An 18,456-nucleotide genomic window follows, 5' to 3' on the forward strand; every position below is an offset into this window, starting at 1 on the left:
GACGGGCCCGCGCCCGCCGTGCGGTGAACAAGGTCAGCGCCGGCGGACACGCGATGACGCGATCCACCGGCGGCGAGGTCAACGGGGATGGACCCCGTGGTGACGCGATCACGGGACGGACCCGCCGGAGGCGCGCGAGGCGAGGGCGATGCGCGGGGCCAGGCCGGTGTTGCGGCGCTGGCCGAGGCGGTGGACGGCCAGCTCCAGCGCGTCTCGGGAGCCGACGAGGACGACCCACGCGCGGGCCCGGGTGACCAGCGTGTACAGCAGCCTGCGGTGCAGCATGACGCCGCCGTACTCGGACACGAGCGGGGCCACCACGATGGGGTACTCGCTGCCCTGGGAGCGGTGCACGCTGATGGCGTAGGCGTGGGTCAGCTCGTCGAGCTGGTCGAAGGCGTAGGTGACCTCGTCGCCGTCGTCGATCAGAACCTCAACCAGCCGCTCGGCCACGTCGATCGAGGTGACCGTGCCGGTCTCGCCGTTGAAGACGCCCTTGTCGTAGTTGTTGCGTATCGGCATCACCCGGTCGCCGACGCGGAACACGGTGTCGCCCGACCAATGCTCGGCCTTGCCGTCACCGGCCGGGTTGAGCCGTTCTTGGAGCACGCGGCCGAGGGCGGCGGTGCCCGCCGCGCCCTTGCGCATCGGGCACAGCACCTGCACCTGGTCGGCCGGCACCCCCTGCTTGCGCGGGATCGCCTCGGTCGCGAGGTGGACGACCCGCTTGGCGACCTCCTCGGGGTCGTCCAGTTCTTCGAACCAGAAGCCGCCGCCGCCCGGGAGCGAGGGGATCTCGCCCGCCCTGACGCGGTGGGCGGCGCGGATGATCGCGCTGCCGCCGGCCTGGCGGAAGACGTGGGTCAGCCGGACCCGGGGAATGTCCTCGACGCGCAGCAGGTCGGCCAGCACGCTGCCCGGCCCGATGCTCGGCAGCTGGTCGCTATCGCCGACCAGGAGCAGGTGGCCGCCCGGAGTGAGGGCCGAGGTGAGCCGGGTGGCCAGGTGCAGGTCGAGCATGGAGGCCTCGTCGACCACGACGAGGTCGGCCTGCGCGGGCGTCTGCTCGAACAGCGCGCCGGGGTCGGGATCGGGCTGGTGGGCGAGCATCCGGTGGATGGTCGTGGCGGGCAGGCCGGTGAGCTCGGACAGGCGCTTTGCCGCCTTGCCGGTGGGCGCGGTGAGGGTGACCGTGCCGCCCATCGCCCGCACCGTCGCCGCGATCACCCTGACGGTGTGGCTCTTGCCGCAGCCGGGCCCGCCGGTGAGGATGGAGACGGTGCTGGTCAGCGCCGTGGTCACCGCCGCGCGCTGGTCGTCGTTCAGGCCGGGGTCCTCCTGGAAGGGGCGCAGCCTCAGCGTTGAGCGTGCCTGGCGGAGACGGGTGAGGTTGGCCGTCAGCCGCAGCTCGCGGGCGTGCTGCTCCTTGGCGTACACCACGGTCTGGCGGGCGTCGGCGAAGGACGCCTCGACCACCACGCGGCGCTCGGACGCGAGGGCGTCGACCATCTGCCGGACGAGGTCGTCGTCCTGGCCGAGCAGGTCGGCCGCCTGGGCGAGCAGGATGGTGAGCGGCAGGAAGCAGTGCCCGGCCCCGGCGGCCGCGGCCTCCAGCCGGTCGACGATCGCGGCCTTGACGCGCTGCGGGCTGCGCTCGGGCACCCCGGACCGCAGGGCGATCTTGTCGGCCGTGGCGAACGCGATGCCCCGCACACGGCCGATGAGCCGGTAGGGGTCGCTGGTCAGGATGTCGGCCGACTCGGCGCCGAACGTCTGGTACACCTTGGCCGCGAGCAGCGGGCTCACGCCGAACCCCTGCAGCACCACCATCAGTGCGGCGATGGCCTTCTGCTCGGCCCACGCCTCGACGATCTGCGCCTGGCGCACCGGGCCGATGTTGACGACCTCCCTAAGCCGGTCGGGCTCGATGTCGATGACCGTCAGGCTCGCCTCGCCGAAGTGGCTGACGATGGCGTGCGCCAGCCGGGGGCCGATGCCGCGGATCAGGCCCGAGCCGAGATACATGCGGATGGCGCGGACCGTGGAGGGCACGACGCGCTCGCACGCCGTGACCGCCATGCGCCTGCCGTGCCGCGGGTGCTCCTCCCAGTCGCCGTCGAGCCGCAGCGTCTCGCCCGGCTGCACGCCCGCGAGGACGCGGCCCGCGGCGACGAAGCCCGGCACGCCGTCGGCGCTCATGCGGGCGACCGTGTACTCGTCCTCGCGGACGTACACGAGCTGCTCGACGGAGGCCTCCACGACACCGATGAAACCACTCCGCACCGACACCCGGGGTAATCGCGTCGCGGCGGCGGCGGGCGGATGTCTAAGCTCGGAGCCGTGCGCGAGTCCATCCTTCGTCCCAGCGCCCGCATCCTGCTCGCCGACGGCGACGACCGGCTGCTGCTGTTCCAGTGGGCCGGTTCCGTGTGGATCACGCCCGGCGGCGGCATCGACGACGGCGAGACCGTGGAGGCCGCCGCCGCCCGCGAACTGCTGGAGGAGACCGGCCATCGCATCGCGCCCGAGCGGCTCGGGCCGGTGGTCGCGACCGGCGCCGGTCACTGGCGCGGCAGCTGGGACGGCCGCATGTACTTCTCGGTCGAGACCTACTTCTTCCTGCGGGTGGAAAGGCTCGACCTGGACCTGTCCGGCCTCACCGACTACGAGCGGCGCGACATGCTCGGGCACCGCTGGTGGACGCTGGCCGAGCTGCGCGGCACGGAGGAGCGCGTCCAGCCGTGGGGGCTGCCCGGCCTGCTGGAGCGCCTGTACGCGGGCGAGGTGCCGGCCGAGCCGGTGGTGCTGCCCTGGCACCACCCGGAGTTCGCCCACCTGCCCGTCCCCCGCGCCCGGCTTCCCCGCCGCTGAACAGACGGGGAGGCGGGCGATCAGGGGCGGTCGGTCACTGGGCGAACGGCGGCGGGGAGTCGGGGCCGAAGATCTGGCGGACCTCCGACTCGCCCTCCCATCCCTGCCAGTGCTCCCTGTGCAGGTCCATGAACCTGGTCGCGAACTCCACGGCCTCCTGCTGGGAGCCCGCCTCGATCATCGCGTAGCTGGCGATCATCTCCTTGGACTCGGTGAAGGGCCCGTCGGTCACGGTGATCTTGCCGGGGGCGGACAGGCGGATCCGCGTGCCCGTCACGGTCGGGGCCAGGCCGCCGGTGTCAAGGAGGACGCCCGCCTTGGTCATCTCCTCCCCGTATCGGAAGATGGCGTCCATGAGCTCCTTGGGAGGCATGCCCGCCGAGGAGTTCTCTTCTGTCTTGAGAAGCAGCATGAAGCGCATGGTGGTGCTCCTTGTACGTGCGCGAGTCCGGCGAGGCCGCACCCGCGCGTCCGTTGGTCTACGCTCACGCGTCGACCGGGAGACGGCGGATTCGACACGACCGGCGAAACTTCTTCCCGCGGATTCTCTCCGACCCGGACAGGACCGGTCCGCCGACCATCATGCACTGCCGCGATGGCCGGGCGAGGGCCCGCGGGCGGCGGCCGATCCGCGCCGGCGGACTTCAGGCCGTGGTCTCGGCGCGCCGGCGGACCTGCTCGGCGAACTCCAGCCACTCCTCGGCGACCGCGCACGCCAAGTCGGCGATCATGTACGCGCAGTGGGAGGGCATGGCGCCGCTGAGATCCTCCCACTCGCCCACGCCCGCCGTGTGGTCGTTCAGCCAGCGGAGCAGCGTGCGCCCGGAGTCGGTGAACCGCACGGACGGGTCACGCTGGAGCTGGTGCAAGATCGTCGCCGGGTCCTTTGGCCGGTCCGCCCGCCCCGCCGCGGCGACCCGCCGCAGCCGGAGCTCGGCCGCCACGGGCTCGCGGCGCTCGTCCCGCGCGCGCTGCTGCGGCGGGATGGGGTCCTCGCCGCGCATCATGCGGTTGCGCACGTCGCGGGCGGTGCCGAGTGAGATGCCGGCCTCCTGGGCCACCTTGCGCAGCGACGCGTCCGGGCGCAGGGTGAACAGCTCGCAGGCCCGGCGCCTGCCCTCCGCGCTGGTGAGCGGCCGGACGCGGCCGTCCCGTCCGATGCGGCTGAGCGGCTGGGGCACGCCCGGCGTCGCCGCCCGGCGGATGCCGTCGACGGTCTTGGCCGACAGGCCGGTGACCGAGGCGATCGCCCGGTCCGACCACTGCGGGTAGGAGACGACGATGCGGGCGGCGGCCGCCTCGCGGTCGGCGAGCGAGAGGGGCAGGCCGTGGGCGGTGTTCGCCTCGACGGCCATGACGAACGCCGTCTCCTCGTCCCCGTCGAAGAGCCGCACCCTGATCTTCTCTTCGCCGCGCAGAAGGGCGGCGCGCAGCCGGTGCATCCCGTCGATGACGCGCAGGGTGCCGCGGTGCACCAGGATGGGAGGCAGGTCGTCGCAGGACTCCGCGAGCAGGCGGGTGTGCTCGGCGTCCTCGCCGGAAAGGCGTGGCGAGTCGCCGGGCGACAATGCGCTGATCGCCATTATCTCGTAGTCGTCGGCGTCATTCGGCACCGGCGACAGAAGCATCCTCCGCGGTGCGGCATGGCAATCGGCGAGCGTGTTCGCCTCACGTGCCGTCGTGATGTCTGCTGCCGGCATCAAGACACCTCTCCCCGTGTTTCATCGGCTCCCACGTGTTCATGCGTACGCCTGGCGATAGGCGGGTGATCCGCGGCATACCGGATGCGTGAAATCGGCGAACGGTAATCGAGCCCTATCGTCGTGCGCCGGGACGAACGCCGCATCTTCCCGGTTGCTGTCCTGTCGCGTGCCAGGTCGCGGCCGGTTCCGTGCGGGCTGGGCGTCCGGGTGCGCCGGTCGATCCGATACCGGGGGAAATCAGAGAATTCTGGGGTTGCGCGGCGGCCGGGCATCGGGTAACCGGGGTGCCGGGCATTGCGGGTCACCCCAGAATTCGCGACCATTAACGCCGAGTGGCTTGCCCTCGGTGCGCCGGATACCCAGACTTTCTCTGGTAACCGTCCCGACTATTGTTCGCCGCGATGCACCGGGCCGCGTGACGGGAATTCGAGGCGACGATCTCACGACAGGCACGCGCCGCGTGGTGGCGACCCGGTTCATGGCACGTCGAAGCCTGATCGGGCTCCGGCCCGAGTGAGGAATGCGATGGCTCAGCGAACGCACGAGAAGACCGGCATGGCGATCCCGTACGCCGGATGGTTCCTCGTCCAGGCCAACGTGATCATGATCACCCCGCTGCTGGTGCCGGTGGCCGCGCACTTCCACGTCGGCCTCGCCACGGTGACGCTGGCGCTTACCGCCTACCTGTTGCTGTTCGGCGTCATGCAGCCCTTCTACGGGCTCCTGTCCGACTCCGCCGGGCGGGTGCGGGTGATGCGCATCGGCCTCGCGGGAGTGTCCCTGGGCAACCTGCTCGCGGCGCTCGCGCCCAACGTGACCCTGCTGATCGTGGGCCGCGCCCTGGCAGGAGCGTTCGCCGCCGCGCTCGCCCCGGTGACCGTCGCCTACATCGGCGACCGGGTGCCGCCCGAGCGGCGCCAGCGGGTGATGGCCGGCCTGATGTCGGTCGCGGCGATCGGCACCGCCACCGGCACCATCAGCGCCGGCGTGCTCAACGACCTGATCAACTGGCGGGCCGCCATGCTGCTCGTCGCGGCGGGGGCGGCGGTGCTCGCGGTGCTGTACGGCAGGCTGCCGGAGACGCTGGTCACCAAGACCGGCCACCGGGAGGCGCTCAAGCGGCTCGGCCAGGTCTTCCGCGGCGGATGGTTCCGCTTCCTCACGATCTTCGCCTTCTTCGAGGGCGCGTCGATGGTGGGGTTCTACAACTTCTTCAGCTCCTCGCTGCAGGTGCACGGCAGGAACGCGGCGATCGCCGGCATCGTCACCGGCTCCTACGGTCTCGGCGCCGTGATCGGCGGGGTGATCGTGCGGTCGATCGACTCGCGGGTGACCGCGGCCGGGTTGTTCGGCGGCGGCTGCACACTGCTGTTCGCGGGCTTCCTGTCCGCGGCGTTCAGCCAGACGATCCCGTCGATCCTGGTGGCAGGCCTGCTCGCCGGGATGGCCCTCGCCATCGCGCAGTCGACCATCCAGACCTGGATGATCGAGGCGTCGCCGCCCGACGTGCGCGGCACGGCCGCCGCCGTGGTCGCCTCCGCGGTGTTCACCGGCGCCGCCCTCAGCACGGCCGCAGTCGGCGGGCTCGCGGCCGGCGGCCACTTCCGCCTGCTCTTCGGCATCGCGGCGCTGGTGACCCTGCCCGTCACGATCGTCGGGGCGCTCGCCCGGGCCCGGTTCACCCGCGCCACCGCCGCCGCCACCGTCCCCGCCTGACCCGCCGGCGCCGTCCGCGCGCCCCCACCGAGCTCGACCAGACAGACGAACGAATGGAGATACCCGACATGACACGGACGGTTGTTGTCACCGGAGGCGGAACCGGCATCGGCTACGCCGTGGCGTCGGCCTTCGCCGCCCAGGGCGCCCACGTCTTCATCACCGGGCGGCGCGAGTCCGTCCTGAGCGAGGCGCGCTCGCGGCTCGGCGACGGCGTGAGCACCGTCGTGTGCGACGCCACCGACCCCGACCAGATCGAGGCGCTGCGCGACCAGCTGCCGACGACGGTGGACGTGCTGGTCAACAACGCGGGCGGCAACCGCGACCTGGACGGCGGCCCCGGCGGCCCCGGCCCCGGCGGGCCGCAGCTCGGCGCCGTCGGGCTGAGCGGGCAGGGCCCGCGCACGCCGGACAACCTGCACGCCCTCGCCGCGGGCTGGCGGGCGAACCTGGAGGGCAACCTGGTCAGCGCGGTGCTGATGACGGCCGCCCTGGACAAGCAGCTCGCCCCGGGCGGCGCGGTCGTCCACGTCGGCTCCTTCGCCGCCGACCGGGGCGCGGGCTCCTACGGCGCCGCCAAGGCGGGGCTGAACTCCTGGAACCTCTTCCTGGCGCGGCAGCTCGGCGCCCGCGACATCACCTCCAACGTGGTGTCGCCCGGCTACATCGCCGACACCGAGTTCTTCCGCGACCGCAACGGGCAGCAGTTCCACGACGCGCGGGTGGCCGAGACGATGAACGGGCGCGCCGGCTACCCCGAGGACATCGCCGGGGCCGTCGTCTTCCTCGCCTCGCCCGCCGCCCGGCACATCACCGGCCAGGTGCTGAACGTCAACGGCGGCGCGCTCACGACCCGCTAGACGGCCCGCCCGGTGTGCTGGAGCAGCTTGCCGACCTCGTGGGCGCATCCCCAGGACATGCCGACCCCGGCGCCCCCGTGCCCGTAGTTGTGGATGACGCGGGCGCCGCCGGCGGACTCCTCGGCGAGGCGGACGCGGGGCCGGCCCGCGCGCAGGCCGGCCTCGACGCCGAGGACGCGCGCGCCGGCGATGCGCGGCTCGACGGCGGCGCAGCGGGCGATGATCTCCTCGGTCTGCGCGGGGTCGGGCTCGCGGCTCCAGTCGTCGCGGGTCGCGGTCCCGCCGCAGACGAGCCGGTCGCCGTGCGGCATGAACGCGGTCAGCTTGGGGCCCTTGCTGAACTCGTAGAAGTAGTCGGTGATCCCGGGGTTCTCGACGATCACGTGCTGGCCGCGCATCGGGCGGATCTCGGGGTCGGCGGTCAGGCGCCGGGCGTAGGCGCCGGTGCAGTTGACGACGACGGGCGCCTCGGCGGCGGCCTCCTCGAGGGAGGCCACCGGGCCGATCTCGAGGCTTCCGCCGGCCGCGGCGAGACGGCTCGTCAGATGGTCGAAGTAGACCGGCATGTCGACGATCGGCACGGACATCCAGAATGCCATCGCGAACCCGGGGTGCTCGTCGGGCGTGCAGGGCCGGTAGCCCGGCATCCCGCGGACCCAGGAGGCGTCGGCGATCTCGGTCCGGCTCGCCCACCTGCCGGGGGTGACCCGCACGCCCGTGCCGGGCTGCCCGGCCAGCGCGGCGAAGGTGTCCAGGCCGGCGCGGTGCCATGCCGAGGTGGTCTCGTACGGCTCCCAGCCCGCGGTGTCGGCCGGGTCGGAGAGCAGGGGGCCGCTGAGCACGGCCAAGGCGACCGCGGAGGTCGTCTCGCGTGGCGGCTGGTCGCCGCGCAGCCGTACCGTCAGGCCCTGCTCGGCCAGGTGCACGGCCGTGGTCAGGCCGATGACGCCGGCGCCGACGACCAGAACATCTGTGCGCTCTGTCACGCGAATCCTCCTCGGTCACAGGAAAACGGGCGCCGCGAAATGCGTGGGGGGCGCGATCGAATGCCGGCCACCGGTAGGAATCCCCCCATGCCCCTGGATATGGCTGAGCCTGCATTGTCGTGGCGTCCCGCGCGCCGGAGCAAGCGCGCCGCCGCCATTAGGGGCACCCGAAAAACCTCCCAAAAAGGATTTACTGCCGCATATCGCAATGCGTTCTCCAGGTCGCTGGAGGACGACTGTGTAGTATTCGCGCCCCGAGTACCCGACCAGCATCCACGCGGATGCGCTTCTCAGTGAATCGAGGTCGATGAGGTGTCCGAGCAGACCGCCGATCCCGGCGTCCGGCAGCCGGTCCAGATCAGCCCGATCGGTTACGTGGTGACCGGCTACGCCCGTCCGCAGGACGCCCCGGCGCAGGCCACCGAGAACTACCGCGAGCCCGGCCGGGTGGTCGTCCACGACGAGTACGCCGACGGCCTGGCCGGCCTGGAGCGGTGGACGCACGTCTGGCTGCTCACCTGGCTGCACTCGCAGGACGACGACGAGGCCGGGACGCTGAAGTGCGTCCCGCGCGGCGGCGCCAGAGGCGGGACGCACCGGGGGGTGTTCTCCACCCGCTCCCCGAACCGGCCGAGCCGCCTCGGGATGAGCCTCGTCCGCGTGCTGAGCGTCGAGGGCAACGTCGTCCACTTCAACGGCGTCGACCTCGTCGACGGCACCCCGGTCCTCGACATCAAACCCTGGGTCCGCGGCACCGACACCCCTCCCGACCTCCGCGCCTGACCACGTCCTTCACCGGTGCGGTGAATCCGGCGGACCGCCTCGTGAAGCTGCGAGTCGCGTGATCGCGGTCAGAGACAGCAGGAAGTCGAATGGACCGGCGCTCATCTTCAGCCCCGGCGAATGGACCGCGTTTATCGGTGGCGTCAAGAACGGCGGCTTCGGCGGCTGAATCCGTCCGCCCGGGGCGATCCGCCGGCTTCGAGGGCCCTCGCCACTCCAGGGGCTCTCCGCTGTTGATGGCACCGCCGGCGACGGCTTCGGCTCCGGGGTCGGCTGGGGTGGGGTTGGTCGTCCGTGGCCGGTGGCGGTGACCTGTCGCGGCGGTGCGTGGTAGGTACTCTCGGCATGGAGTTCTTCTGTTATCACCGTGATCGGCCTGATTCCGCGGCGCTACGCGACGAGCTGCTGGAAGAGCACTGGTCCTACATGGACCGGTACGCGGCAGAGATGATCGCCCGTGGCCCGACCTTCGACCGCGACAGCGACGCCGCCACCGGCAGCGTGCATATCGTCGATCTGCCCGATCCCTCCACCGCGCGGGCGTTCGTCTTCGACGAGCCGAACTACCAGGCGGGTGTGTACCGGGACGTGATGCTGCGCCGATGGCGCAACGTGCTGGGGCGCACCATGTGGGACTTCCCCGGCGGCCGAGACGGCGGCGACCGCTATCTGGTGCTGGGCCTCGGCTCCGGGCAGGCCGCCGACCTTGACCCGCCGCGGGACCAGGACGAACTGATCGCGTACGGGCCGCTGCTGGCGGACGACGGCGCCACATGGCTGGGCACGGCGGTACTTCTCAGGGCGCCGGACCCCGACGCGGCGCGCGCCGTCCTGACCGTGGACCGGTACGCCGACGTCGAGGTCCACGACTGGGGGTTCGGCGGGCGGCGGTGAGGAGAGGCGCATGGCGAGACGCTCGGCCGGGGCGGTCCGGCCTTCAACGGCGCACCCGATAGCGCAGGTGAAGCACCCGCTTTCCCTGAATCACCACGTCGGGATCCTCCAACAGGTGCTGCGCGTGGACCGACCCGAAGTAGCGCTTGCCGGACCCGAACACGACGGGTACCACGTCCATGCGCACCTCGTCGATCAGGCCCGCGGCGAGCACCTGGCCGCCGACGTCGCCGGCGGCGACCTCGACCATGCGGTCACCCGCAAGCTCCTGCGCCTTGGCCACGGCCGCCTCGACGCCGTCGACGAAGTGAAACGGCGCCTCGGGGGCCCAGCCCTCGGGTTCCGGCCGGTGCGTCACGACGACCACGTGGTCGATGCCGCCCGGCGGCTTCCCGTCCCAGCCGTCCGTCAGGTCGAAGACGTGGCGGCCGACGATCGTGACTCCGATCTGGTCCCAGTACGGCCGGGTGTAGTCGTAGGACGTCTGCGACACCTTCAGCTCGCCGCTGTCGTCCAACGGGACGTCACCGCTGGACAACCAGTCGAACAGCGGTCCGGGCCGGTCATTCTCGTCCGCGACGAAGCCGTCCACCGACACCGAGCTGTACATGACCACCTTGCCCACGGGGCCCTCCTCTGCTTCGGGGTGCCCCAAATTAGCGTGTCGTGAGCTGTCGCTCTTGTACGAAATCAATCGGCCGGCAGCGGCCAGCCGTCCATAACGTGGCCGGGATGCTCGCGCAGGAACCGCCGCCGGACCTCGACGTACCGGGTCGGCGTGAGGCCGGTGAACGCCCGGAACTCGTGGCCGAAGTGGGCCTGGTCGAAGTAGCCTGCGCCACCGGCGAGGTCGCCCCAGTCGATCGGTCCGGCGGGGTCGATCGCGAACACGGTGGCGGCGAAGCGATAGGTGCGGGCCAGCCGCTTCGGCGTGACGCCGATGAGCTCCTTGAACCGCTGTGCCAGATGAGTGCTGCTGACACCGGCTGCCACGCTCAGACCGCCGATCGCCACCGCCCCGCCGGCCGCCGCGATGACGCCGCTCGTATGGCGCACCAGCCCCAGGCCGGCGGTCTCGCACAGCCGTCGCATCAGCTCCTCCTCGAGCAGCGTCAGCATCTCGTGCGGCCCGTCCGCCGTGGCCAGCCGGTCCCGCAGCTCGGCGACGGCGGGCCGGCCCCAAACCTGCTCCACCGTCACCGGCCGGTCACACAGCTCGGCAGCGGGCATCGGCAGGAACGGCGCCGGCCCCCACGGCTTGAAGTGCACGCCGACCGACCGGGTCCCCGGCGGATAGCCGAACTCGAAGGCGCGGGTGGGCATGGTGACCACGCAGCCGTCGGCGTACTGCGCCGTCTCGATGTCGGTGCCGGCGCGGATGCGGAACGGCGCCCCGAGGTTGACGATGAGCAACGCCGCCGGCATCGGCGGCAGCGTCAGCCGGGCGTACGGCGGCGCACCCTCCAGGTAGTAAAGGTCGTCGATCAGCCCGTCCAGCGGCGGTCGCGGCACTCTGGACACGTACTCCACGCCCACAGTATCGCCGACGCCCCGCCGGCGTCGCGGGCCCGCGGCCGTGGAGGCCGCGGGCCCTTGTCGTTCGCCGGGCGGTGCGCGCTGTCAGGGGCGGGCGGCGATTCCGTAGGCGCGGACTTCCATGAGGTCGCCGCTGAGGTAGCCGTCGTGCGGGCTGGTCGGGCCGGCCGCGTGGGTCGGCAGGCCGCCGAAGACCACCTTGCGGATCGACGGCTCCCGCAGGGCGAGGGTGGCGAGCTCCTCGTCGTCGCTCACGATGGACAGGGCCAGCGTGTCCTTCAGCGGCGTGATGGGGTCGCGCCGGTTCCACGGAAGCACCCACACGCACGCGAACGGCAGCTCGATGCCGCCGCCCGGGTGGTCGGGCCGGTCGCACACCAGCACGGCGGGGCGCAGCGCCGCCGAGCCGTCACCGAGGTCGGCGACCCCGCCGTCCTGGTAGAGCGGCGCGGTGGCCTCCACCGCGCCGGCCAGCCGGGACGCCAGGTGCGCGCGCATCGCCCGCGCCTGCTCGATCGGCATGACCGGCAGCTGCGCCTCGTCCGTCTGCGGCGGGGCCGCGACCAGCGCGCCGAGCCGCTGGGCCAGCGCCCGGCCGAGCTCCGCCGGGTCGGCGTCGGTGAACACCGCGCTGGTGTTCGTGCACCGCAACCCGGCGTCGTAGGCCACCGAGTCGCAGATGACGTCCAGCGCCTCGTCGGTGATCGCGCCGGTGTGCAGCACCTTGGACCTGCCCGGGCCGCGCGGCACCAGGCCGGGGTTGTCGGCGTAGCGCCGGATGGCGGCGTCGCCGCCGAACACCAGGCTGAGGTCGGCGGCCTTGACCAGCGCGTCCGCCGTGGCGTGCCCGCCGGGCAGCAGCGACAGGCGCGAGGGCTCCATGCCGGCCTCCAGCGCCGCGGCGATCAGCCGCGACGGGGTGAACGGGTCCCTGGTGCCGGGGCGCACGAGCAGCTGGTAGCCGTAGGCGAGCGCGTGCACCCACTGGGTGTGGGTGCCGGGGTTGTTGCTCGGCGCGATCACCGACAGGTTGTCGCCGCGCCGCAGCCAGACGGCCTTGATCTCCCCGGGCCCGACGTGCACCGCGGCGCCGGCCGGACGCTCGGCGGCCACGCGCAGCGGCGCGTTCGCGCAGGTCTCGGCCATGTCCACGATCGAACGCCGCGCCACGGAGATCGGCACGCCCGCGCTGCGGGACTGCATCTCGCAGTAGTCGGCGGGCGTCAGCCCGTTGAGCGTGGCCGTGCCGAACAGCTCGCCCATGCGCTTGAAGGTCTCGGCCGGGGGCGCCTCGCCGAGCGGGCGGCGCCGAAGCTCCGCGACCGTCAGCGTGGCGGCCAGCGGCGGCGCCATGTCCACGTCGGCCAGGGGCGTGCCGTCGACGCCGCGCAGCAGCACCGTCTCGGCCGACTTGGCCGTGACGCCCGCCCGGATGAGCGGGACCTTGTACGCCGTGGCCACGGACATCAGTAGACCCCCTCGATGATGGTCTCCTTGGCGGTCTCGTTCGGACGCACGTCGGAGACCTCGACGCCGAGGTGACCGTCCAGCGGCGCGCGCAGCGTGACCATGTCGCGCTCGACGGTGGGCGGCATGAACAGGTCGCGGGTCAGCGCGGTGATCTTGACGACGCCGCGCTCGTCGACCGGCACCCGGGTGGTGAGGTCGACGGGGTCGACGACGTCCACGATCGTGTACGGGTAGAAGGGGCGGAAGACGCACGGCGACGGGTCGCCCTCGACGCGGGTGCGCTGCGGGGCCATGCCCATCATGGTGTTGCCGTACGCGCCGGCGAGCCTCGCCCCGGGGAACGCCTCGTTCTCCAGCAGGCTCAGCGTCTCCGCGTCGATGCTGGTGCCGCCCCAGATGATGCCGCGCACCTTCTCGCGCAGCGGCTCGTACACGTCGGGCCGGGCGACGATCCTCTCCAGGATGCGCGGGGTGCTGGAGACGGCCTGGATGTCCTGCGACAGCAGCACGTCCCTGACCTGGTCGAGGATGTGGTCGATGTAGCGGTTCGACTCGTCCTCGCGGCCGGTGGCGATGCACCGCTTGACCCAGCGCGGGTCCAGGTCGACGAAGTAGGCCAGAAAGCCCCGCACCTCGGTCAGGTTGCCGATGTTCTTGGCCATGACGTGCGGGCCGGTCGGCCCGATGTGCAGCCATCCCGCCTGCTGCCCGCCGGTCGGGAAGCCCTGCTCGTCGAGGAACAGGCTCTGGTACTCGATGTTGCGCCTGCGGGAGGTGGCGTCGACGATGCGCTTCGGCGCGCCCGTGGTGCCGCCCGACTCGTACACGCCGAAGCGACCCGGCCGGCCGAGGCTGCCGCGCGGGACGAGGGTGTGCGCGGGGATCGTGCTCCAGTCGATCTTCACGTCGGCGAAGAGCCGCTGGAGGTCGTCGTAGGTCTTGACGTCCGACAGGGGGTCGAAGCCGAACGAGGCGGCCTGCTCGATCCAGAACCGGCTGCCGGTCGAGGGCGAGAAGTGCCACGTCATCGTCGCCACGACCAGCTCGTCGAGGTCCGGTGCCTGGTCTACGGGCGCCTCGAAGACGGCGGCGAAGTCATCGGACATGAAACTCCCTTTCTCAAAACGCGGGCGGGGCCCGCGGCCCGGCGCGGGCCGCGGGCCGGGGCGGGCCGCCGGCGAGGGTCAGTTGTGCTGGAGGTGGCCATGGCCGTGGTGGTTCTGCGCGTGCTGGTCCTGGTGGCTCGGCCCGTGGCCGTGCCCATGCCCGTGCCCGTGTCCGTGGCCCGCGTGGTCGGGCGGCAGCACCCCGCCGTGCGCGGCGAGGTGGCAGGGCGGGCACAGCATCCGGCCCCTGTGGTCGTGCAGCAGGGCGGTGCTGGTCGGCTCGTCGCAGCCGTCGCACGGAGCGTGCGGCTGCGACTTCTTGGCCGTCGGCGCGTCGTCGGCGACCGGCTCGATCAGCAGGATCTCGTCCACCGGGGCGGCGAGGATCCTCTGGACGCGCCCGGCCTGCCCCTGGGCGAAGCGGGCGCGCTCTTCGTCGGTCGCCGTGCCGCCCTCGACCTTGTGGGCCAGCGTCCAGGCCTCGTCGCCGCGGAACGCCTCGCTGCCGGGCTTGGCGGTGACCCGCAGCCCCGCGCCGTCGGAGACGCGCCAGAAGGTGAAGGCGACCTTGCCGTTGTCCTGCAGGATCATGTGGCGGTTGCCGACGGTGCATCCGGTGAGCACCTGGACGGAGTCGACGGCGCACGCGTCGGTCTCGCCGACCGTGACTATCTCGTTGTCGGCGCCGTGCCGGCCGAGGTGGGAGATGGCCACGTGCGCGATGCGCAGGCCGACTGCCGACCCCGGGCACTTGTGGCCGTGGAAGGCGGTGACCTGCGCGTAGTCCTCTATATATGTCATCGATGGCTCTTCCTGTCGATGGCGATGGCGTGGGGGGCGGCCGGCAGCAGCCGGACGTCCGCCTCGCGGTCGTTCTGTCCCTCGTAGAAGGCGCGCACCGTGATCTGGTGCAGGTCGGTGGCCGAGACGATGAACACCCACTGGCCGGACTCCTCGGCGAGCAGCCGGTCCAGGCGGGTGCAGGTGTCGCGGCGGGGGTCCTGCGGCCACGGGACGCGGTGGGTGTGGTAGTTGCCGACCACCGCGAGACCGTGCTCGTCGCAGAAGTCCTCGGCGTCCATCAGCTCACGGGGGTGGGCGATCCATCCCCGCTGGTCGTTCGGCGTCTCCGAGGGGATGGCGTACTGGTCGACCAGTTCGTCCATGTCGTCGGCGATGTCGGGGTCACGGCGCATGTTGGCCAGGAGCGGCAGCACGGCCGCCACGTGCAGGGTGGTCCCCGCCTGGCGGCCGAGCAGGAGGCCGAACGCCTTGCGCTCGGCCACCTCTCCGTCGATGTAGTGCCCGGTGAGCTTGCGGACGACGTGCCCGGCGATGCCGGCGAACAGCGGGCGCGGCAGCGTGATCTCGCGGACGTCGGCCAGCGTGGCCCGGACCTCAGTGGTGGGCAAGAGCGGTCTCCTTCACCGGTTTGCCCAAAAGGCGCCTGGTCTCCGCCGCCCACGCGCGAGCCTGTGCGACGGTGTACATGGTGAGCTCGGCGGAGTGGCCGAGGTAGGAGGACACGTCGAAGATGCCGGTCAGCTCCTCCTCGCTGAGGTGCTGAGCCACGCCGTTCTGGCGGATCAGGTCCTCCAGCGGCGTGCCGCTGCTGCGCGACTCCTGGCTGAGCTCGTACACGTGCTCGTGGGCGGTCTGCTTGCCGATGTGCTTGCCGAGCGCGAGCATGAGCCGCTCGGTGACGATCTGCCCGGCGACGACCTTGGTGTTCTCCAGCAGCCGGTCGGGGTGGACCTTCAGGCCATCGACGATGAGACGGGTGATGTCACAGGCCGCGAGCGTGTAGTGCGACACCTCCGGCACGCACGCCCACTCGAGGCGCAGCGACCGGGAGTCGCGCTCGTGGTCGCCGCTCATCGCGGCCAGCGCCACGCCGACCGTGCCGGCGGACAGGCGGGCCAGCATCACGGTCTGCTCGCAGGCCTCGGGGTTGCGCTTGTGCGGCATCGTGCTGCTGCCGACACGGCCGAGCCGCCACTCCTCCTCCACCTCGCCGAACTCCGGGCGCGCAAGGAGGCGGACCTCGTCGGCGATGCGGCCCATCGTCCCGGCGACGATCGCCAGGGTGGACACGAACTCGGCGATGCGGTCGCGGGCGACGTGCCAGGCGAGTGGCGCGGCGCTGAGCCCGAGGCGGGTGGAGAAGCCGCGCAGCAGGTCGATCGCCTGGTCGCCGAAGCCGGCCATCGTGCCGACCCCGCCGAACAGCTCGGCGGTCAGAACACGCGGGCGCAGGGCGCGCAGCCGGTCGCCGCTGCGCAGGATCTCGTCCATCCAGCCGGCGATCTTCAGGCCGAAGCCGATGGGCAGGGCCGGCTGGGCGTGCGTGCGGCCGAGCGCCACCGTCTCGGCGTGCGTCTCGGCCAGGTCGGCCAGCCGGGTGACGATCGCGAGCAACTCGTGCTCCATCGCGTCCACGACGTCGCGCATCTCCAGCGACTGGGCGGTGTCCTGGATGTCCTGGGTGGTCGCGCCGTAGTGGACGAACTCGCCGGCGCCGTCGGGGACCGAGGCCTGGAAGACCCGCAGCAGGCCGACCAGCGAGTGGCTGGTGCGCCGGATCTCGGCGCGCACGGCGCCGAGGTCGAGCCGCTCGACCTTCGCCGCCTCCGCGATCTTCCGGGCGGCGTCGGCCGGGATGATGCCGAGGGCGGCCTGCTCCAGCGCGAGCGCGGCCTCCACGTCCAGCCAGCGCTGGAAGCGGCAGCGGTCGCAGAAGATGCGGCGGCTGGCGGCGGTGCTGTAGCGGTGGCCGTAGAAGGCGGAGTCGACGATGTGGCTGCGCTCGTGGCGACACGGTTGCTCGGTGCTCATAGGTTCTCTCCTGAGGCGATGAGGCCGCTGCGGTGGGACGCAGAGGTCGCGACCCGGTTGCCCTTCGGACGCCGGCTCGCGCGGGCGTAGGGGCTGTGTCCGTACGGGGGCTGGTCGGGGTGGACGGGGGCGTTCGCCGCGATGTCGAGCGCGACCTGACGCGGGGACTTGCCGCGTGTGCGTGAGCCGGCGATGACGTCGATCACCAGTTCGCGTGTGAGGAATGCGACGTTCTCCAGGACCTCGTGCGGCTCGGGGAGCGTCGCGGGGCCGAACAGCGTCTCCATGGAGGCCGACCCGCCGATGCCGCCGATGAAGTCGGGCACCACGAGCACGCCGCGCGCGTCGAGGACCTGCTCCGCCGCCTCGCTGAGCCCGCAGTTGGCGCCGACGACCACGACCGGCGCCTGCAGCGCCTCGGCCTGTTCGACGGTGATGGCGTCCTCGACGGCGGCGAGGATCAGCACGTCCACCGGCAGGTCGAACAGCGTCTTGCCGGGCAGCCACGCCAGCCGGGAGGTCTGCTCCGACACCGGCCGCGACTGGTCGTGGTCCAGCATGGAGGTGATGTCCAGGCCGCGAGGGTGCACCGCGCAGCCGTACGCGTCGGCGACCGCGACGATCGAGGCGCCCTCGGCGACGAGGGACTCGGCGGCGGCCCGGCCGAGGTTGCCGAAGCCCTGGATGGCGACGTGCAGGCCGGTCGCGAGGTAGCCGGCGCTGTCGGCGGCGGCGAGGGCCGAGTGGGCCACCACGTGCCCCGCGCGCCGCTGCCCCACGGTGCGCCGGCCGACGGAGGCGTCCAGCAGGCGCATCCGGGCGAAGTACTCCTCGTCGGAGAAACCCTGGGCGTTCTTGACCGCGTACTTCACCGACCGCAGCCCGACACCGGCGGCGAGGCGCTCGAGGTCCTCGAAGCGGGTGCCCATGTCGCAGCCCATGCTGTAACGGGTGTTCAGCTCGCCGGACACGAACGACAGGAAGCGGGAGATCACCTCTTCGCTGCCGGCGGCCATGGGGTCGAAGGCGAGACCGGACTTGGCGCCGTCGACGTTGATGCCGAGCACGCGCTGCTTGAGCGTCATGCGCTCGGCCAGGTCGATGAGGGTCTGGACCTTCAGTCCCGGCTGGACGCGGAACCCGCCGGCGGCCAGACGACAATCTTCCCGGTCATATACCAAATAGCCGGGACAGCCTTCTACCGGATCGAGGTATTCGATGACACGTGGCATGTGCGACCCCCCCAGGGATCTCCAGATCGGGGCGAATCTGTGAGTGTTCGTGATGGTGCACATCAGCCATATCGATCGTCAACGAACGCCGTATTCAGTTGCACGGGGGGGCCGCCGCCCGCGGATTACCCGAGGCGGCCGGCGGTGGGGTCCGGCGTTCGCCGCAGGCCGGGCGGGGGGCGCAGGGCGGCCGCCCGCGATGCCCCGCGCCCCGCTCCCACCTGGGCCGGGGCATGGCGGCGATGCCGATCGCGGTGCGTGCCGCGGCGGGCGGGGCGGGCATACGGCCTGCTCCGCCCCGCGTTCTCCGCACCGCTGGATATCGTCGATCTTTGGCAGAGTGTGCAAGTGCTGATTACCCGCACTTGTACGCCGATCTCCCAGAAGTGGCTCTGGCCGGCTCGTCCGGAATGCGTGGCGGCATCGCTATCGCCGCCGGTTGAAGCCCCCACCGCGCGCCATAT

General features: G+C 72.1%; 18 protein-coding genes. 6 read left to right on the plus strand and 12 right to left on the minus strand.

Features of this window, described 5'->3' with window-relative positions; translation table 11 throughout:
• Nucleotides 1–108 precede the first annotated feature (108 nt).
• Nucleotides 109–2,259, minus strand: a complete 2,151-nt coding sequence (gene recD2, locus ACFO60_RS34610) for an SF1B family DNA helicase RecD2 (protein WP_380849438.1) — start codon at nt 2,257–2,259, stop codon at nt 109–111.
• An 81-nt stretch (nt 2,260–2,340) separates the two neighbouring features.
• On the opposite strand from recD2, the gene ACFO60_RS34615 reads away from it, so the two are divergent.
• A complete protein-coding gene (locus ACFO60_RS34615) occupies nt 2,341–2,871 on the plus strand; it encodes an NUDIX hydrolase (RefSeq protein WP_380849441.1) in 531 nt (176 codons plus the stop codon).
• Between the two features lie 34 nt (nt 2,872–2,905).
• Here the strand turns inward: ACFO60_RS34615 and ACFO60_RS34620 are convergent, their stop codons facing one another.
• Nucleotides 2,906–3,292, minus strand: a complete 387-nt coding sequence (locus ACFO60_RS34620) for a YciI family protein (RefSeq protein ID WP_380849444.1) — start codon at nt 3,290–3,292, stop codon at nt 2,906–2,908.
• 223 nt (nt 3,293–3,515) lie between these two features.
• Nucleotides 3,516–4,484 carry a ParB/RepB/Spo0J family partition protein gene (locus tag ACFO60_RS34625; protein WP_380849446.1) on the minus strand — a complete coding sequence of 323 codons (969 nt, stop codon included), beginning with the start codon at nt 4,482–4,484 and terminating at the stop codon, nt 3,516–3,518.
• Between the two features lie 615 nt (nt 4,485–5,099).
• On the opposite strand from ACFO60_RS34625, the gene ACFO60_RS34630 reads away from it, so the two are divergent.
• On the plus strand, nt 5,100–6,290 hold the full coding sequence (locus ACFO60_RS34630; RefSeq protein ID WP_380849449.1) for an MFS transporter: 1,191 nt from the start codon (nt 5,100–5,102) through the stop codon (nt 6,288–6,290).
• A 68-nt stretch (nt 6,291–6,358) separates the two neighbouring features.
• Complete coding sequence (locus ACFO60_RS34635; protein WP_380849451.1) at nt 6,359–7,150, plus strand: SDR family NAD(P)-dependent oxidoreductase; 792 nt, start codon at nt 6,359–6,361, stop codon at nt 7,148–7,150.
• Here the strand turns inward: ACFO60_RS34635 and ACFO60_RS34640 are convergent.
• Nucleotides 7,147–8,136, minus strand: a complete 990-nt coding sequence (locus ACFO60_RS34640) for an FAD-dependent oxidoreductase (RefSeq protein ID WP_380849454.1) — start codon at nt 8,134–8,136, stop codon at nt 7,147–7,149. The two genes, ACFO60_RS34635 and ACFO60_RS34640, sit on opposite strands and share 4 nt — an antisense overlap.
• Nucleotides 8,137–8,448: 312 nt before the next feature.
• Between ACFO60_RS34640 and tsaA the strand changes: the two genes are divergently transcribed.
• The 3 genes from tsaA to ACFO60_RS34655 all read left to right on the plus strand — a co-directional run bounded on the left by tsaA (nt 8,449) and on the right by ACFO60_RS34655 (nt 9,813).
• Nucleotides 8,449–8,919: a tRNA (N6-threonylcarbamoyladenosine(37)-N6)-methyltransferase TrmO gene (gene tsaA, locus ACFO60_RS34645; RefSeq protein ID WP_380849457.1), complete on the plus strand. Its 471-nt coding sequence runs from the start codon at nt 8,449–8,451 to the stop codon at nt 8,917–8,919.
• 58 nt (nt 8,920–8,977) lie between these two features.
• On the plus strand, nt 8,978–9,088 hold the full coding sequence (locus tag ACFO60_RS34650; RefSeq protein WP_380849459.1) for a DUF397 domain-containing protein: 111 nt from the start codon (nt 8,978–8,980) through the stop codon (nt 9,086–9,088).
• Between the two features lie 176 nt (nt 9,089–9,264).
• On the plus strand, nt 9,265–9,813 hold the full coding sequence (locus ACFO60_RS34655) for a YciI family protein (protein ID WP_380849460.1): 549 nt from the start codon (nt 9,265–9,267) through the stop codon (nt 9,811–9,813).
• 43 nt (nt 9,814–9,856) lie between these two features.
• Here the strand turns inward: ACFO60_RS34655 and ACFO60_RS34660 are convergent, their stop codons facing one another.
• From ACFO60_RS34660 to ACFO60_RS34695, 8 genes are all read right to left on the minus strand, one after another.
• Nucleotides 9,857–10,438, minus strand: coding sequence for a dihydrofolate reductase family protein (locus tag ACFO60_RS34660; RefSeq protein ID WP_380849463.1), 582 nt, complete (start codon nt 10,436–10,438; stop codon nt 9,857–9,859).
• A gap of 65 nt (nt 10,439–10,503) precedes the next feature.
• A complete protein-coding gene (locus tag ACFO60_RS34665; RefSeq protein ID WP_380849466.1) occupies nt 10,504–11,343 on the minus strand; it encodes a helix-turn-helix domain-containing protein in 840 nt (279 codons plus the stop codon).
• A gap of 90 nt (nt 11,344–11,433) precedes the next feature.
• Nucleotides 11,434–12,816: an aldehyde dehydrogenase family protein gene (locus tag ACFO60_RS34670; RefSeq protein ID WP_380849469.1), complete on the minus strand. Its 1,383-nt coding sequence runs from the start codon at nt 12,814–12,816 to the stop codon at nt 11,434–11,436.
• Nucleotides 12,816–13,925 (minus strand): phenazine biosynthesis protein, encoded by a 1,110-nt coding sequence (locus ACFO60_RS34675; RefSeq protein WP_380849472.1) that lies wholly within the window; start codon nt 13,923–13,925, stop codon nt 12,816–12,818. The genes ACFO60_RS34670 and ACFO60_RS34675 overlap by 1 nt, the downstream gene beginning before the upstream one ends.
• A gap of 78 nt (nt 13,926–14,003) precedes the next feature.
• Nucleotides 14,004–14,726: an FmdE family protein gene (locus ACFO60_RS34680; protein ID WP_380849475.1), complete on the minus strand. Its 723-nt coding sequence runs from the start codon at nt 14,724–14,726 to the stop codon at nt 14,004–14,006.
• Entirely contained in the window at nt 14,723–15,337 is a 615-nt protein-coding gene (locus ACFO60_RS34685; RefSeq protein WP_380849477.1) for an MPN domain-containing protein, read from the minus strand. The genes ACFO60_RS34680 and ACFO60_RS34685 overlap by 4 nt, the downstream gene beginning before the upstream one ends.
• Nucleotides 15,324–16,760: a class-II fumarase/aspartase family protein gene (locus ACFO60_RS34690; RefSeq protein ID WP_380849480.1), complete on the minus strand. Its 1,437-nt coding sequence runs from the start codon at nt 16,758–16,760 to the stop codon at nt 15,324–15,326. The genes ACFO60_RS34685 and ACFO60_RS34690 overlap by 14 nt, the downstream gene beginning before the upstream one ends.
• On the minus strand, nt 16,757–17,992 hold the full coding sequence (locus ACFO60_RS34695; protein ID WP_380849482.1) for a Glu/Leu/Phe/Val dehydrogenase dimerization domain-containing protein: 1,236 nt from the start codon (nt 17,990–17,992) through the stop codon (nt 16,757–16,759). Before ACFO60_RS34695 ends, ACFO60_RS34690 begins: the two co-directional genes overlap by 4 nt.
• Nucleotides 17,993–18,456 lie beyond the last annotated feature (464 nt).

It is taken from the genome of Sphaerisporangium dianthi (assembly GCF_042654065.1).
GTDB classification, from domain to species: domain Bacteria; phylum Actinomycetota; class Actinomycetes; order Streptosporangiales; family Streptosporangiaceae; genus Sphaerisporangium; species Sphaerisporangium dianthi.

Coding starts and splice junctions, on each gene's coding strand:
- ACFO60_RS34620 (WP_380849444.1), bottom strand. CDS start 3,292: ATGCGCTTCATGCTGCTTCTCAAGACAGAAGAGAACTCCTCGGCGGGC.
- ACFO60_RS34630 (WP_380849449.1), top strand. CDS start 5,100: ATGGCTCAGCGAACGCACGAGAAGACCGGCATGGCGATCCCGTACGCC.
- ACFO60_RS34635 (WP_380849451.1), top strand. CDS start 6,359: ATGACACGGACGGTTGTTGTCACCGGAGGCGGAACCGGCATCGGCTAC.
- ACFO60_RS34655 (WP_380849460.1), top strand. CDS start 9,265: ATGGAGTTCTTCTGTTATCACCGTGATCGGCCTGATTCCGCGGCGCTA.
- ACFO60_RS34670 (WP_380849469.1), bottom strand. CDS start 12,816: ATGTCCGTGGCCACGGCGTACAAGGTCCCGCTCATCCGGGCGGGCGTC.
- ACFO60_RS34675 (WP_380849472.1), bottom strand. CDS start 13,925: ATGTCCGATGACTTCGCCGCCGTCTTCGAGGCGCCCGTAGACCAGGCA.
- ACFO60_RS34680 (WP_380849475.1), bottom strand. CDS start 14,726: ATGACATATATAGAGGACTACGCGCAGGTCACCGCCTTCCACGGCCAC.
- ACFO60_RS34690 (WP_380849480.1), bottom strand. CDS start 16,760: ATGAGCACCGAGCAACCGTGTCGCCACGAGCGCAGCCACATCGTCGAC.
- ACFO60_RS34695 (WP_380849482.1), bottom strand. CDS start 17,992: ATGCCACGTGTCATCGAATACCTCGATCCGGTAGAAGGCTGTCCCGGC.